The organism is Roseibium album (assembly GCF_001404515.1).
GTDB lineage: Bacteria > Pseudomonadota > Alphaproteobacteria > Rhizobiales > Stappiaceae > Roseibium > Roseibium album.
The window spans coordinates 175073-190383 of sequence record NZ_CXWE01000003.1 but is presented as its reverse complement, the minus strand read 5'-3'; the positions used below and the strand labels follow the sequence as shown (position 1 = coordinate 190383).

Annotated in this window: 14 protein-coding genes; 10 read left to right on the top strand and 4 right to left on the bottom strand. The window is 56.3% G+C overall.

Going from position 1 to position 15311, the window contains the following annotated elements; all coding sequences use genetic code 11:
* Positions 1-103 precede the first annotated feature (103 nt).
* A complete protein-coding gene (locus LA5095_RS10320; RefSeq protein WP_055114653.1) occupies positions 104-1537 on the top strand; it encodes a glyceraldehyde-3-phosphate dehydrogenase in 1434 nt (477 codons plus the stop codon).
* A gap of 122 nt (positions 1538-1659) precedes the next feature.
* Here LA5095_RS10320 and typA read toward each other — a convergent pair whose 3' ends face one another.
* Positions 1660-3483, bottom strand: coding sequence for a translational GTPase TypA (gene typA / locus LA5095_RS10315; protein ID WP_055114651.1), 1824 nt, complete (start codon positions 3481-3483; stop codon positions 1660-1662).
* A 234-nt stretch (positions 3484-3717) separates the two neighbouring features.
* Between typA and LA5095_RS10305 the strand changes: the two genes are divergently transcribed.
* The 5 genes from LA5095_RS10305 to LA5095_RS10285 all read left to right on the top strand — a co-directional run bounded on the left by LA5095_RS10305 (position 3718) and on the right by LA5095_RS10285 (position 8513).
* Positions 3718-4179 carry a MarR family winged helix-turn-helix transcriptional regulator gene (locus LA5095_RS10305; RefSeq protein ID WP_055114647.1) on the top strand — a complete coding sequence of 154 codons (462 nt, stop codon included), beginning with the start codon at positions 3718-3720 and terminating at the stop codon, positions 4177-4179.
* Positions 4176-5387 (top strand): multidrug effflux MFS transporter, encoded by a 1212-nt coding sequence (locus LA5095_RS10300; RefSeq protein ID WP_055114645.1) that lies wholly within the window; start codon positions 4176-4178, stop codon positions 5385-5387. The genes LA5095_RS10305 and LA5095_RS10300 overlap by 4 nt, the downstream gene beginning before the upstream one ends.
* Positions 5388-5484: 97 nt before the next feature.
* On the top strand, positions 5485-6303 hold the full coding sequence (gene folP, locus LA5095_RS10295) for a dihydropteroate synthase (protein WP_055114643.1): 819 nt from the start codon (positions 5485-5487) through the stop codon (positions 6301-6303).
* Between the two features lies 1 nt (position 6304).
* On the top strand, positions 6305-6817 hold the full coding sequence (gene folK, locus LA5095_RS10290) for a 2-amino-4-hydroxy-6-hydroxymethyldihydropteridine diphosphokinase (RefSeq protein WP_055114641.1): 513 nt from the start codon (positions 6305-6307) through the stop codon (positions 6815-6817).
* A 538-nt stretch (positions 6818-7355) separates the two neighbouring features.
* The gene (locus LA5095_RS10285) at positions 7356-8513 is read left to right on the top strand and encodes a sulfatase-like hydrolase/transferase (protein WP_055114639.1); all 1158 of its coding nucleotides are present in this window, start codon (positions 7356-7358) and stop codon (positions 8511-8513) included.
* Here LA5095_RS10285 and LA5095_RS10280 read toward each other — a convergent pair.
* Both LA5095_RS10280 and LA5095_RS10275 read right to left on the bottom strand, forming a co-directional pair.
* On the bottom strand, positions 8510-9193 hold the full coding sequence (locus LA5095_RS10280; RefSeq protein WP_055114637.1) for a hypothetical protein: 684 nt from the start codon (positions 9191-9193) through the stop codon (positions 8510-8512). The genes LA5095_RS10285 and LA5095_RS10280 overlap by 4 nt on opposite strands.
* 11 nt (positions 9194-9204) lie before the next feature.
* Entirely contained in the window at positions 9205-10425 is a 1221-nt protein-coding gene (locus LA5095_RS10275) for an argininosuccinate synthase (RefSeq protein WP_055114635.1), read from the bottom strand.
* 249 nt (positions 10426-10674) lie between these two features.
* On the opposite strand from LA5095_RS10275, the gene LA5095_RS32670 reads away from it, so the two are divergent.
* From LA5095_RS32670 to LA5095_RS10260, 3 genes are read left to right on the top strand one after another with little or no spacing between them, the layout of a single operon-like run.
* Positions 10675-11073 (top strand): DUF3302 domain-containing protein, encoded by a 399-nt coding sequence (locus tag LA5095_RS32670; protein WP_055114633.1) that lies wholly within the window; start codon positions 10675-10677, stop codon positions 11071-11073.
* A complete protein-coding gene (locus LA5095_RS10265) occupies positions 11070-12221 on the top strand; it encodes an HlyD family secretion protein (RefSeq protein ID WP_055114632.1) in 1152 nt (383 codons plus the stop codon). Before LA5095_RS32670 ends, LA5095_RS10265 begins: the two co-directional genes overlap by 4 nt.
* A gap of 16 nt (positions 12222-12237) precedes the next feature.
* A complete protein-coding gene (locus LA5095_RS10260; protein WP_055114630.1) occupies positions 12238-13791 on the top strand; it encodes an efflux transporter outer membrane subunit in 1554 nt (517 codons plus the stop codon).
* 259 nt (positions 13792-14050) lie between these two features.
* Here the strand turns inward: LA5095_RS10260 and LA5095_RS10255 are convergent, their stop codons facing one another.
* The gene (locus tag LA5095_RS10255) at positions 14051-14668 is read right to left on the bottom strand and encodes a TetR/AcrR family transcriptional regulator (RefSeq protein ID WP_055114628.1); all 618 of its coding nucleotides are present in this window, start codon (positions 14666-14668) and stop codon (positions 14051-14053) included.
* A gap of 180 nt (positions 14669-14848) precedes the next feature.
* Between LA5095_RS10255 and LA5095_RS10250 the strand changes: the two genes are divergently transcribed.
* Positions 14849-15310 carry a (2Fe-2S)-binding protein gene (locus LA5095_RS10250; protein ID WP_055114626.1) on the top strand — a complete coding sequence of 154 codons (462 nt, stop codon included), beginning with the start codon at positions 14849-14851 and terminating at the stop codon, positions 15308-15310.
* The last annotated feature ends 1 nt before the right edge of the window (position 15311 follow it).

Below are 15311 nucleotides of genomic sequence, written 5' to 3'. Positions count from 1 at the left end.
ACATTGTGTTTGCACAAGAGCTAAACACCGGGCGCGAGCCGGGGTCCTGACCCTGAAGACGGCCAGATATTGCGCTGGAAATACCATAAGGGAGTTGCTGGAAATGGCGGCCATGGATAATCACTTCGACAACTGGAAGGAACAACAGTCCGCCGCCGAGCAGATGATCCCGCTGGTTGGCCATCTCTATCGGGATTACGGCATCAACATCCGGATCTTTGGACGGCGACTGCTGAACAACTCCGCAATCGAGATCCTCAAGGCACACCGTTATGCCTTGCAGATTACCGGGCAGGAACTGGAAGTCTCCAAAAGTCTCGAAATCGTCAAGGCGATGCTTGAGATGGATCTCGCCGCGTCCCGTGTCGACCTCGGCAAGCTGTGTCACCGCTACATGGAGGAGGGCGGCGATGTTTCGAGCTTCGTGCTGGAGCAGCTTGCCAGCATCAACACCGGCAAAACCTCTATTTTGCAGGAACCGCAGGACGTCGTTCTTTATGGGTTCGGGCGCATTGGCCGTCTCCTCGCCCGCATGCTGATCGAGCGCGTTGGCGCCGGCAACAAAATGCGGTTGCGCGCAATCGTCGTGCGTGGCGGCAAGGGCGGTGATCTGAAGAAACGCTCCAGCCTTCTGCGGCGGGACTCCGTTCACGGCGCGTTCAGCGGATCAATCACGGTTGACGAAGAACAGAACGCGATTATTGCCAACGGCAATTACATTCAGGTGATCTACGCCAACTCGCCTGCCGAGGTGGATTACACCAAATACGGCATCCGTAATGCGCTGGTGGTCGACAACACCGGGATTTGGCGCGACGAGGAAGGGCTTGGTCAACACTTGAAATGTTCGGGCGCGTCGAAGGTCATCCTGACCGCGCCGGGAAAAGGCAACATCAAGAATGTCGTCTATGGCGTGAACCATGGTGACATTACCGAAGATGATGACATTCTGAGCGCTGCCTCGTGCACCACCAACGCGATCACGCCGGTACTCAAGGTGATCAATGACGGGTTCGGGATCGAGAATGGCCACGTGGAAACCATTCACGCCTTCACCAACGACCAGAACCTGATCGACAACTATCACAAGGGCGATCGCCGCGGTCGGGCCGCGCCTTTGAACATGGTGTTGACGAGCACAGGTGCGGCCAGCGCAGTGGCAAAGTGCCTGCCTGAAATGAAGGGCAAGTTGACCGGCAACGCGGTTCGGGTGCCGGTTCCCAATGTCTCCATGGCAATCCTCAACCTGAACCTTCAGCGCGAAACGACAGACGCGGAAATGAACGACTACCTGCGTGGGATTTCCGTTCAATCGCCGATGCAGGACCAGATCGACTACACGGCGTCAACCGAGTTGGTCTCCTCTGACCTGGTCGGCTCCACCCATGCCGGTGTGGTCGACAGCCAGGCCACGATCGTCGACGGCAACCGCCTCGTGCTTTACGTCTGGTATGACAATGAAGCGGGATACAGCACCCAGGTGATCCGGTTGATGCAAGAAGTTGCCGGTATGAAATACCCGACAGTGCCTGAGTGATAGAGGTTTCCGCGACCGCACCGGCTGGAGCAACGGCCCGTGTGTTGCAGGCCACCACCGGAAACAAAAAAAGCCCGGGACGATGCCCGGGCTGTTTCCAGAAACGGTCGGCAAAGCCAGCCTTACGCGCTTTCCTTGTTGGCCGCGCGTTCGATGCGTTTGCGCTCGTGCGGATCGAGAATGGCCTTGCGCAGGCGGATGGAGCTGGGAGTGACTTCCACCAACTCGTCGTCTGAGATGTAGGAAAGCGCGGCTTCCAGCGTGAGTTTCTTCGGCGTTGTCAGCTTGACCGCATCGTCCTTTCCGGCAGAACGGATGTTTGTCAGCTGCTTGCCTTTCAGCACATTGACTTCCAGGTCATTGCCGCGCGTGTGCTCACCAACTATCATGCCCGGATAAACCTTGGTGCCCGGGTCGATCATCATCGGGCCGCGATCTTCCAGATTGAAGAGGGCATAGGCAACGGCTTCACCGGTGCCGTTGGACAGCAGCACACCGGTATGACGTCCCTGGATCGGGCCCTTGTAGGGCTCGTAGCCGTGGAAGATACGGTTGAAGATGGCCGTTCCGCGTGTGTCGGACAGGAGCTCGGCCTGATAGCCGATCAGTCCACGGGTCGGAGCATTGAACACGAGCCGGGTGCGGCCGCCACCGGAGGGCTTCATTTCCAGAAGATCGGCTTTCCGTTCCTGCAGCTTCTGCACCACGACACCGGAATGTTCCTCGTCAACGTCGATGATGACTTCCTCGATCGGCTCAAGGCGATTGCCGGCATCGTCGAACTGGTAGACAACGCGGGGTCTGCCGACCCCGAGTTCGAAGCCTTCGCGACGCATGTTCTCAATCAGGATTGCGAGCAGCAGTTCGCCGCGGCCCGAAACGACAAATGCGTCCGGTTCGCCGGTGTCTTCCACCTTGAGGGCGACGTTGCCTTCGGCTTCCTTCATCAGACGTTCGCGGATGACACGGGACTGAACCTTGGAACCTTCGGTGCCGGCCAGCGGGCTGTCATTGACGCGAAAGGTCATGGACAGCGTCGGCGGATCGATCGGCTGCGCCTGCAGTGATTCGGTGACGCCGGTTGCGCAGAGAGTGTCGGCGACGGTTGCCTTTGCCATACCGGCAATGGCGACGATGTCTCCGGCCTCGCCCTGTTCGATCGGCTGGCGTTCCAGTCCGCGGAACGCGAGGATCTTGGAGACACGCCCGGATTCCACCTGGCTGCCGTCACGGGCAAGCGCCTTGATGGGCATGTTGGGCAATGCTGTTCCGGAAACGACGCGCCCGGTCAAAATGCGGCCCAGGAAAGGGTCGGACTCGATCGTGGTCGCCAGCATGCGAAATTCACCCGGGTCCGCTTCAGGAGCAGCGACCTTGTCCAGAACCATATCGAACAGCGGATCCATATTGTCCTGCGGTCCGTCCGGTTCCAGCGCCATCCATTCCTGTTTGGCGGAACCATAGAGAACCGGAAAATCCAGCTGGTCTTCATTGGCATCGAGCGCGGCGAAGAGATCGAAAACTTCGTCCAGAACTTCGTCGGCACGCTGCTCCGGCTTGTCGATCTTGTTTATGGCGACAATCGGTTTCAGGCCGAGCTTCAGTGCCTTGCCGAGCACGAATTTCGTTTGCGGCATCGGGCCTTCTGCAGCGTCGACAAGCAGGATGACACCATCGACCATGTGCAGGATACGTTCGACCTCACCGCCGAAGTCGGCGTGGCCCGGCGTGTCAACGATGTTGATGCGTGTGTCCTTCCAGACCAGCGAGGTGACTTTCGCCAGGATCGTAATCCCGCGTTCGCGCTCGATGTCGTTGGAATCCATCATCCGCTCTTCAGTGCGCTGGTTGTCGCGAAATGCACCGGATTGCTTCAGCAGGACGTCGATCAGGGTTGTTTTGCCATGATCGACGTGCGCGATGATGGCAATATTTCGAAGTTTCATGAGTGGCTCCAAAAGACAGAGCGGGCCCGATTGGGACCCGCGACATGTCTGGACTTGTAAAATCTGGCATCGGCGCACCCGCCGAATTTGGCGCCTTTATACGTGGACTGCCTGAATTGTGCAATGCGGTGGTGTCCAGGCTTGCATCCCAAGTGGCGAACCTCGACTTTCTGTGCATTGACAGATCGTATCTGGAACCCTAATTCGTAAGGGAACCTTACTAATAGGCTGTCCATGAACATTGCTTACCCAAATGTCAGCGTCACCATGCTGGTCGTTGATCTTGCACGCTTGCTGAGGCGCCGCTTCGAGGCCGCACTCGCCGACGTGGAGACCGGATTGACGGCCGGAGAGGCACGTACGCTTTTTTACGTCTGGCGCCATCCGGGCCAGCGACAGGCAGCGCTTGCGGACATCATGTTTGTCGAGCCGATGACGCTGGTCGGATATCTGGATTCCCTTGAAGGATCGGGTCTGATCAAAAGGTGCCCGGACCCGAAGGACAAGCGGGCAAAACTGGTTGAACTGACGCCGGAATCCAATCCGCTTCTGGAACGCATCGGAGCAGCCTTGCAGTCGGTACGGGCCAAGGCGCTTGAAGATATCCCGGAAGATGACAGGGCCGTTCTGGAAAGACTGCTGCAGGACATGAAGGACAACCTGATATCCGAGGAAGGCATCGGCAAGCGGAAATGAAGTCCGGCACCGCCATCATGAGCGCGCGGCGCACATCGTTGCTGGGCGCTGGCCTCGTCGCCATCGGACCGGTTTCGATGGCGCTCTATACGCCTGCCATGCCGACACTCGTCGAGGTTTTCGGAACGACAGACGCGGCCGTCAAGCTGACCCTGACTGCCTATTTCGCGGGATTTGCGATCGCGCAGCTCATCTGCGGCCCGCTGGCAGACGCATTCGGACGCAAGCCTGTTACTCTTGCGTTCTTGAGCCTCTATCTGGCTTCAAGTTTTCTGGCGACATTTGCACCGACGGTTGAGTTCATGGTCGCCGCAAGAGCGCTGCAGGGAATCGGCGCCGCGGTCGGCATTTCCGTTTCGCGGTCGATTGTCCGTGACCAGTTCACGGGACAGGCGTCAGCGCGGATCATGAACGCAATTGCGATGATGCTGGCACTGGGCCCGGCCGTGTCTCCGACAATCGGTGGATTTGTCCTGGAACTGTTCGGATGGCGCGAAGTCTTCTGGTGCATGGTGATCTACGGCGTGGTTCTGATGGTGGCCGTTGTCTTTTGCCAGGTTGAAACCAATCCGAACCCGGGCCGGCACCATCTCAATCCCGGCCAACTCGCCGTCAACTATCTGACGCTTCTGCGGGATCCGAGGTTTCTTGCCTCCAGCATCCTGATCGGGTGCGGACTTGGAGGTCTTTACGCGCTTGCGACCATTCTGCCGTTCATTCTGATAGAGAAAGTGGGATTGACACCTTTCGAATTCGGTCTCGCAATGATCATTCAGTCCGGGTCGTTTATCGTCGGTACTGTCGTGACGGGACGTTTGCTCCGGGTCGTCGAGGCGCGGCGGCTTGTTCCCGTCGGCATGGTCCTCTGGATCGGTTCATCCACACTCATGTGCCTTTTGACGCTGACACGGGAGCCGACAGTCCTGACCGTCATGGGACCGGTGGCCCTGTTTGTTTTTGCACTCGCATTCATTCTGCCGGCAAGTTTCACAGATTCCATGGCGCCGTTCCCTCACATTGCCGGAGCCGCATCGGCCATGACCGGTTTCATGCAATTCGGTGGCGGCATCGTTGCCAGTCTGATTGTCGCCGCGCTTGGCGATCCGCTTGTGGGCCTGGCTTCGGTGTTGCCATTGATGCCGATCGTCGGCATGTTGCTCCACCTGCTTTTCAAATACCGGGCAACCCGTCTGGCGGCCGCCGAATAGGCAGCTGTTCTTTGTGTCTTCCCGCATAGCTCTTTGCTTGACCCTGCCCGGTCAAACAGGCATCTGTCGGGGAAGACAAGAAAGGGATGGTCCGGGAATGGCGAAAGCCGCTGAATATACCTTGCCGACGCATCGCGCTCACGTGATGGGCATCTTGAATGTGACCCCGGATTCCTTTTCGGACGGAGGCCGTCACAATGAAGACCAGGCTGCCTTGACGCATGCAGCGGTCATGATTTCCGAGAAGGCCGATATTCTGGATATCGGTGCTGAAAGTACCCGCCCGGGCTCGGCGCCAATTACGCTGGAAGACGAGTGGAAGCGTCTGGCGCCCGTTCTGGAACCTGTCTGTGATCTCGGGATTCCTGTCTCCATCGATACCTACAAGGCGGAAACTGCCCGGCGGGCGTGCCGCGCCGGGGCCGTGATCGTCAATGATGTCTGGGGGCTGCAGCGGGATCCCGCCATGGCCGATACCGTTGCCGAAGCCGGTGTCCATGTGGTGATGATGCACAACCGGCAGGCGGCTGATGGAAGCATCAATATTATGGACGACATTGACCGGTTCTTCGAAAGATCCCTCCATCTGGCCGACAAGGCCGGAATTCCCAACGGAAAGCAGATCCTCGATCCGGGTTTTGGCTTCGGCAAGACGGTTGACCAGAATTTCGTCATTCTGAATCGCTTCGAGACCCTTGGAAAATACGGTCTTCCTGTCCTGGCCGGCGCGTCACGCAAACGCATGATCGGCGCGATCCTGAATGTGGAAACGGATGACCGGCTGCATGGATCACTTGCGGTGCATATGACAGCGCTCCTGAAAGGCGCTGCAATTGTCCGTGCCCATGATGTCGGTCCGCATGCAGATTGTGTACGTATGCTGGAAGCGACCCATCTTGAACGGACACCCGACTGACATGAATTCCTCCTCACACGCAACCGATGCCCCGTTCCGCTCCGCGCTCGGGCTTGGCTCGAACCTGGGAGATCCGATTGGCAATCTCGATGATGCCGTCAGACGTCTGTCGGAAACGGACGGGATTACGCTGGTTGCGCGTTCTTCCAACTACAGGACACCTCCCTGGGGACCGGTGCCCCAGGACGATTTCGTCAATATCTGTGTTGTCATTGACACCATTCTCAGCCCTCAGCAGCTTCTGAAACGCTGTCTTGAAGTGGAAAATGAGCTCGGCCGGGTCCGAGAGGTCCGCTGGGGACCAAGGGTGATCGATGTCGATGTTCTGCTCTACGGTTCGCGAAACATTCATGAGGACAATCTGGAAGTGCCGCACCCGCGCATGGGTGAACGTGCATTCGTTCTTGTTCCGCTCGCCGAAATCTGGCCGGACGCCCTGCTGATTGACGGGCGGACCGCCGCAGAAGCACTGGAAACCTGTCCGGGTCAGGACGGGGTGATCAGGATGAATTGAATCCCGATAAATTCGGACCAAATCAAACCGAATTTTGCCTCGTTTGAAAACGGGATAGCGAATTATCCGTTCTTGCGCTTCGCAGGCTGTTGATCTGATAACAGAGAATAACTCTCGTTTGTGTGATTTTTCATGTCAGCGTTTGCACTCGCCTGCACTCAGTTGTAAATTGCACGTTAAAAGAGAAAAATACCAGCATATGTTATTATATTTTTAAACCTTGGATTGCTATTCGTAACTCTACTATAACGTGTAGCGGAGTTTAATTTTGAAACTTTCCTTGCCTTCTGTTGAATTGATTAACGATCTTAAGCTACTTTCTAAGGAAACAATAAAATTTTCAGCCTATTCATTGATTATTCCTAATTTTATCTATCTAATAATATGTATATTATATAGTCCTCCACGGACTATGTTCGTTTTTATCATATCAGTAGTGTGTATTTCCGGTCTATATTTAAATAGATATGTTTTTCTTTTTTTATTGACTGGAGTTTACTTACTTGATTTCGCCGCGTTTGTGTCGCGATATTTTCAGATGCCGCTGCCGATGCTTTTGGACTCAATGCAATTTTTAGATGAATTGAACTTGAGCCAGTCAGCTACCTATCTGGCTTTCCTTGCTATACTGGTAGCTTCGCTGGTTCTCACCTACAAAATGGTGACAAGCATTAAAAAACATCGAAACAATATATCACTTGTATCTTTTCTGGTCTTCGCAATTTTCTGCGGCAGCCTGGATCACTGGCTCAACGCAACGCCGCAAGAAGCAATGAAAATTAAAATGCAGTTTGCCGAATCGTTTGTGCCGATCAAGGATGCCGCAAGTCTCAAAACAGGCATCGCACAAGTACTGCAAGACGATCAGAGGAGTAATGTTCTCATCGTTATGGTTGAAGGGCTAGGCGCATTTTCCTCACCAGAACACCAGAAGACCGTCTGGGGGCCGCTTCTCGATGAAGAAATCGGTGCAATGTACGCCATAAAGCAGGGAACCACTCAATATTTCGGTTCGACTACATCTGGAGAAGCACGAGAACTTTGCAATCTGCGGGCCGACTACCGCGACTTTCGCCACAAAAAATTTGCTGATTGTCTGCCAAAATGGGCTCTGGAAACAGGATACAAGACAGCGGCATTTCACGCCTTTACCAATGAGTTCTTCGAACGCAAAGACTGGTTTCCAAAAATCGGTTTTGAGGAATTGTTTTTCCTGGAAAACCGTGCGGGATTGAACCCGTCTGAACTTCTCAGTCTTTGTGGTATCACGTTCAGAGGACTATGTGATGCTGATGTTTCCCGATCTGTAGAAGCCTACCTGACTGGGGAAGAAGCCCAACCGAAATTTGCTTATTGGCTTACCCTGAATTCGCACAAACCGGTCATGCCGGGTGAAGTCCCCGAAAGACTTGGATGTGAAGATGGCGGTGTCTTCGGCGACCAGGAACTTTGTCGAATGAGTGAGCAGTGGTTGAACATCTCACATCTCGTGAAAGAAATCGCTTTGAATGAAAACCTTCGAGAGACCGAAATCCTTTTGGTGGGCGATCACCATCCACCCCTATTCAATAGAAAAGCCAGAAAACTGTTCGAGCCGGGTCAAGTCGCCTGGTTGCATCTCAAACGGCCGAATAGTCGGCAACCAGAGCAATTTGCTGCAGTCGGACTGCGCTCCGGCGACGAAACAAAAAATTAGAGCCCGACAAAACTCTTCATGTGAAACCGGGCGGTATCTGCCGGTGGCTTGTGGTCCACGCCAAAGGGGCAGGCGCGCCGGGCAAGGCAGCCGGACCAGCAATCCGCATCGGGGTTCTGCTCCAGATGGGTTCGGCAACCGGCAACATCGTAATCACCCTTGAGGGACACCGCGTTCACCGGACATATCGTCAGGCAGGGTTTGTCCACACATGTCTCACAGGGTCCTTGCCGGGAAGTTCGTGTCAAAAGATCCGAAGGCGAAGATGACAGAAACACAGCGCGAAAGCCAGACCAGGGGCCAAATTCGGTGTGCGCGAGGACACCGAGCGGGCTTTGTGAAAACCCGCCACACCTCACGGCCCAACGCTGAAAGGGATGATAGGGGGGGCCGTCGAACGGAAAAAGAATCTGGAAACCGTACCTGGACGCCATGGTACCCAGAACACGTCTTGTGTACCGGTCCAGCGGGTCCGGACAATTGTCGGAATACTCGGGGCTGAGACGAAGCACAGGACCGAGCGAAGGTCCGGTGCTGCCGAGCAGAAGCAGCGCTCGGGTTGCGGCGCCGTCAGAGAGTGCCGGAACACCGTCCGCATCTTCAGGCATAAAACCACCCAGCAACAAGAAACCGGTGGCCGCGAGATCTTTTTCAATGGTCGCCGCCGCCGGAGTTGCCATGTCGGTCTGCCTCAGTCGAGCCGGTCGCGCTTGGCAAGCGTGCGAAGGCGCAGGGCATTCAGTTTGATAAAGCCCGCGGCGTCCTTCTGGTCGTAGGCGCCCTGGTCGTCTTCGAATGTAACAAGCTCTTCGGAATAGAGCGAGTAGGGTGACGACCGGCCAACAAGAATAACATTACCCTTGTAAAGCTTCAGACGGACTGTACCGGTGACGTGTTCCTGGCTCTTGTCAATCAATGCCTGCAGCATTTCACGCTCCGGAGAGAACCAGAAACCGTTGTAGATCAGTTCCGCGTAGCGCGGCATCAACTCGTCCTTCAGGTGCGATGCACCGCGATCGAGCGTGATCGATTCCATCGCGCGGTGCGCCGTCAGCAAGATGGTGCCGCCCGGAGTTTCGTATATGCCGCGGCTTTTCATGCCGACGAACCGGTTCTCGACCAGATCGAGCCTGCCGATCCCGTTGTCACGGCCATAGTCATTGAGTTTGGCAAAAAGTGTCGCCTGTGACATTTTATCACCGTTGAGCGAGACTGCGTCACCCCTTTCAAAACCGATCTCGATTTCCGTGACGACGTCCGGCGCTTCAGTCGGGTCGACAGTGCGCTGGAATACGTAATTGGGGGCTTCTTCGGCCGGATCCTCCAGGACTTTGCCTTCCGACGACGAGTGCAGCATGTTGGCGTCCACGGAAAACGGAGCCTCGCCGAGCTTGTCCTTCGGTACCGGAATCTGGTGCTTTTCGGCAAAATCGAGAAGATCGGTCCGAGATTTGAAGGACCAGTCGCGCCAGGGCGCGATCACCTTGATGTCCGGGTTGAGAGCGTAGGCCGAGAGTTCGAATCGAACCTGATCATTTCCCTTGCCGGTCGCACCGTGTGCTACCGCATCAGCGCCGGTTTCTTCCGCAATTTCGATGAGACGCTTGGAGATCAGCGGGCGCGCGATGGAAGTGCCCAGCAGATAGACGCCCTCGTAGACGGCATTGGCGCGGAACATCGGGAAGACGAAATCGCGGATGAATTCCTCTCGCAAATCGTCGACATAGATTTCCTTGATGCCGAGCATCTCAGCCTTTTTGCGCGCAGGTTCGAGTTCCTCACCCTGGCCGAGATCGGCGGTGAATGTTACCACCTCGCAGCCGAACTCGGTCTGCAGCCATTTCAGAATGATGGAAGTGTCGAGGCCGCCGGAATAGGCCAGCACGACTTTTTTGATATCTCCATGCGCCATTTTGGGGTGGATCCAGTCCGATGTTGTGGCGGTTCTACCGCACCGTTGAAAATTTTCGGCAATTTAGCCGGTTCTCTTGGCGGTGCAAGCCCTTCAATTCGGCCAAATGGTCGCCGTTCCCCCGGCCTGCAAAAGATGGCTCAATCGTCGGTACGTCCGAGCCGGTACTTGCAATTGGTCGCGCTCCGGTCGAGGGTGTTCAGGAGACAAAAACATCAGTCTGGTTGTGTTGCCGGTCTGGGAGGTAGAATGGATCTTATCGACTTCAAACTCGATGGATATGACTACGCGACCTTTCTGATTCTGCTATTGGTCGTGATCGCTTTTTTCTATGCGATGATCACACTGGGGGGCTTGCCCGGAAAGCTCGCGGAAAAGCGCAAACATCCGCATGCGGAATCCGTGAAGCTCGGCGGATGGATCGGGCTTTTCACGGTCTTTCCCTGGATTCATGCCCTTATCTGGGCCTATCACGACAGCCTGACCATTGATGTCCGCAAACTTCCCAAGGACATGCGCGACACACCTGAAGACGAGGATCCGGAGACGGGTGAGGTTGCCCGGACGGCGGCAATCCAGGCAACACTGTCCGGAACCGAAGCGGCGGACGCGACACGAAACGCAGCAAAGGACGGAGCGTCCTCATGACTGTCGCGTTGTTGATCCTCGGGTTTTATGCCCTCTTCATGTGGCTGGTGTTCTACAAGTTTCAGTGGCTCAAGTTCAACATCGCCTGGGGTGTGGTGAGCTTCTGGGTAGGTTTCCACGTTCTTTTTCTGCTGATCGTGTTTCTGCGGTTCTATACGCCCTACACGATCGACGGGCATGTCATCCGGCAGACGATCCAGATCGCACCACGCCTTCCGCATCCCACGGTATTGCAGGAAGTCTACGTCTCCCAGAACCAGAAAGTGAAGAAGGGGGACCAGCTCTACCAGTTTGATCCAACCCTTTATGCGGCGCAACTTGCGGAAGCCGAGGCTAACCTGGCCAACGCCCAGCAGAATGCGCTGATCCTGGAGGAAAACGTGGTGCTTGCACACGACTCCCTCAATCAGGCCCGGGCGAACGAGCAATTCGCGAACGAACAGGTGAACCGCTATTCCAACCTTGTGCCGCGCGGCGGGGCCAAGCAGGAAACACTGGACCAGTGGAACGCGCAGCTGGCCGGTGCAGAGGCGCAGGTCGCGGAGGCCGAGGCCAATGTGAAGAAAGCTCAACTGGCCGTGGATGCGAAATTCGATGGTGTCAACGCACAGGTTGCCGCCGCGCAGTCCCAGGTGGATCAGGCGCAATACTATCTCGACCAGACGACGATCTACGCGCCGGAAGACGGCGTGATCATCAGCCAGCAGGCGCGGCCGGGGCTGGTCGTGGGTGGTTTCCGTGTCGGCTCCATCGCAGCTTTCGTTGCCGATGCAAATCCCTATTTTCTGGCTACATTCTATCAGGAACACCTGAAATTCGTCGAACCGGGTCAACCGGTGGAAGTGGCGCTGGACATCTATCCGGGCCAGATCTTCAACGGCAAGGTGAGGGCCATCTGGGAAGGAACCGGTCAGGGACAGATCATTCCCCGCGGACGCGTGCCGGAATTCCTGTTCATGAGCCCGCAGGGGCGGTTCGCGGTTGAAATTGTTCTCGATGACGACCCGGCCCTGAAACGCTATCCGGCGGGAGCCCATGGCGCCGCTGCAATCTATACCGGAGGTGGTGGAAACTGGGTCGCGGTCCTCCGGCGCGTGAACATGCGCCTTTATTCCTGGGTCAACTTCATCGTACCTTTTGATGTCTAGGACGGGCGACAGGTTTATGGGGCGATTGCAAAAGGCAAGACTATGGGCGGTTCTCGGCAGCTCGCTGCTGCTGGGTGGTTGCATGGTCGGACCGGACTTTGAACGGCCCGAAGCTCCCATTCTCGACAGCTGGAGTTCCGGTGCCGATCTGCCGATCGACAGCCGAACCGGGTTCACCACGAGAAGCGCGAATTCCGTGCCGTGGTGGCAGGTCTTCAGGGACGAAACCCTGAACGGCCTGATTGCCCAGGCTTACCGGCAGAATGTGGAGCTGCAGGCGGCAGGTGTCCGCGTCTATCAGGCGCGCGCGCAGCTGGGAATCGCACGGGGCGAACTGTTTCCCCAGGTGCAGGAGATCAACGGTGGTTCCAAGAGCATTCGTTTCAGCGCCCAAGATCCGTTTATCCGGGACTTGGAGAGGGTCGGGCTGGTCAATGACCACATTACCCGTGTGTCTGCGGGGTTCGATGCTGCCTGGGAGATTGATGTCTGGGGCAAGATTCGCAGGGACGTGCAGTCGGCCGACGCCAACCTGAAGGCAAACATTGCTTCCTATGATGACGCGCTTGTCACGCTCACGGGTGATATCGCAGCGACCTATGTGACCGTCCGCGAGCTCCAGCAACTGGTGGCAACAGCCCGCAAGAATGCAGCCCTGCAGAAAAAATCACTGGATCTTACCCGGCTACGTCTGGAAAACGGCGCGGCAACCAAGCTGGATGTCGACGAGGCAACTGTTCTTTACAACAACACGCTTGCCAGCATTCCGGGTTACGAGGCTGAACTGGCGCAGGCCTATAATGCACTCAGCCTGCTCTTGAGCGAGCCTCCGGGCAAGATGAAGTCGCGCCTTGGGCGGAGAGCCCGTTATCCGCGTGCCCCGGCAGAAGTTGCCATTGGTGTTCCAGCTGATCTTCTGCGCAGGCGCCCGGACATACGCTATGCGGAATATGTGGCCGCGGCGCAGTCGGCCCAGATCGGCGTTGCCAAGGCGGACCTTTATCCCGCGTTCTCCATTTCCGGCGCGATTGGTGTCAGTGCGGATGATTTTTCAAACCTGTTCGGCAACGGCACGGCAACCGGTTTCATCAATCCGGGGTTTTCCTGGAACTTCCTGAACTATGGCCGCATCCAGAACAATGTCCGGGTCCAGGATGCCGAATTCCAGGAAACGCTGCTCAACTACAAGAATACCGTTCTCAATGCGTATTCGGAAGTTGAGAACGCCCTGACGGCCTTTCTTCGATCCAAGCAGGAAGCGGTTTACCTGCGCCGCAGCGTGGCGGCTGCCCGCAGTGCCGTTTCTGAGGTCGAGGCGCAGTATGAAGATGGGACCGCATCCTACAACCGGGTGGTCGATGCCCAGAAGAGCCTCCTTGTCGCCGAAGAACGGCTGATTGCCGCGGAAGCGAACGTGCTGACCAACCTGATCGCGGTCTACAAGGGGCTCGGGGGTGGCTGGGTTCCGGAAAATGTAGACGGCCTGATTTCCGAGGAGACGCGCCAACAGATGGCGGAGCGGACACGGTGGGGCAAGTTGCTGGAAAAGCCGGTTGGGAATTCGGGTTAGTCAGCTTGTGTCGTCGTTTTGTTTGATGGGCTCGAACCATTGTCGTCTGGGACGCTGCAGAGTGGAGGTTCGGGATCCATTGCGCCGCCGCGGCGGTGTGTCTCTGCCGTCAATGAATACTGGATCCCTGCCTTCGCAGGGATGACAAAGGGGTGGCTCTAGCGTTTTGAACCAAAGATGTCCGTTTAAATCTTGCGGCGTTACAAGAAGGCTACCTGACGAACAAGTCGTCGCGATCGGTTCAGGGCTCAGAGAAAGCCTATTCCGCTGCCGATTTTGCCACTGATGCAACACCATACCTTGCCAGGAACAAGTCGACGCTTTCCTCGATGATCTTTCCGATCTCCTCACGGTCGGGAACGCGGGCGGCGTAGATGTTCGGGAAAAAGGCGCGGGACTTTATGAGACCCAGAAACTGTTCGGCGGCAACAGCGGGATCTTCGGCCTTCAGTTTGCCTTCCTTCGTCGCGCGTTCGATGAATTCGGCGAAAACGACGAGTTTGGTCATGCGGGCATTCATATCGGCAGCGAGTTCCGGATCGCGGATGGTCTCGCTCATGATCATGCGGGCAAGGCTCATGAAGCACGGATTGATCATCAGTTCGCCCTCTGCCCAGCCCAACCTGACGAGCGCATCGCGAATGGGCAGGTCAGGATCATAGGACAGTTCAAGTGCGGAATTGATCTGGTCGGCGAGACACTGGTTGATGGCCCTGAAGAGAACGTCCTTGCTTTCAAAGTGATTGTAGACTGTTCGCTTGGAGACCTGTGCACGTTCGGAAATCCGGTCCATGCTTGCGCCGGCATACCCCTTTTCCTGAAATTCCGCGATCGCGGCCTCGACTATCTGCTTTTTCTTCTGGTCGGATACGGACATGTCCTGCTCACATCAGCCCTTGTTGCATTTCTTTTTTTGTTTTCAGTTCCCCGCTCTTTTTTCCCAAAAAAGACACTCTATGTAAACTAGGGAGTTTACAGATACGAATACAAAGACTAAACTGCACAGTGTAGTTTACACCCTTTAGCCAGTTAAGGCCAGCCAAGGGAGACGTCCTTCATGTCAGTTACACTTAAAATCAATGGGGAAACGCGGACGCTCGACGCCGATCCCGAAAGCCCGCTCTTGTGGGCACTGCGCGACGAACTCGGGATGACCGGAACGAAGTTCGGCTGCGGCATTGCCTCATGCGGCGCCTGCACCGTTCATTGGGATGGCGTTCCGATCCGGTCCTGCCAGACATTTGTCGGTGATCTGGAAGGTGCCGAAATCACCACCATCGAGGGAGTTGACGGCAAGGCGGCGCAGGCCGTGCAAGCCGCCTGGAACGAGCTGGATGTGCCGCAATGCGGCTATTGCCAGTCCGGCCAGATCATGGCGGCGACCGCTCTTTTGAGCGAAACGCCGAAGCCAACGGATGAAGATATCGATGCCGCCATGGACGGAAATGTCTGCCGCTGCGCAACCTATGCCCGTATCCGCAAGGCAATCCACCTTGCATCCGACAAGATGGAGGCCTGAT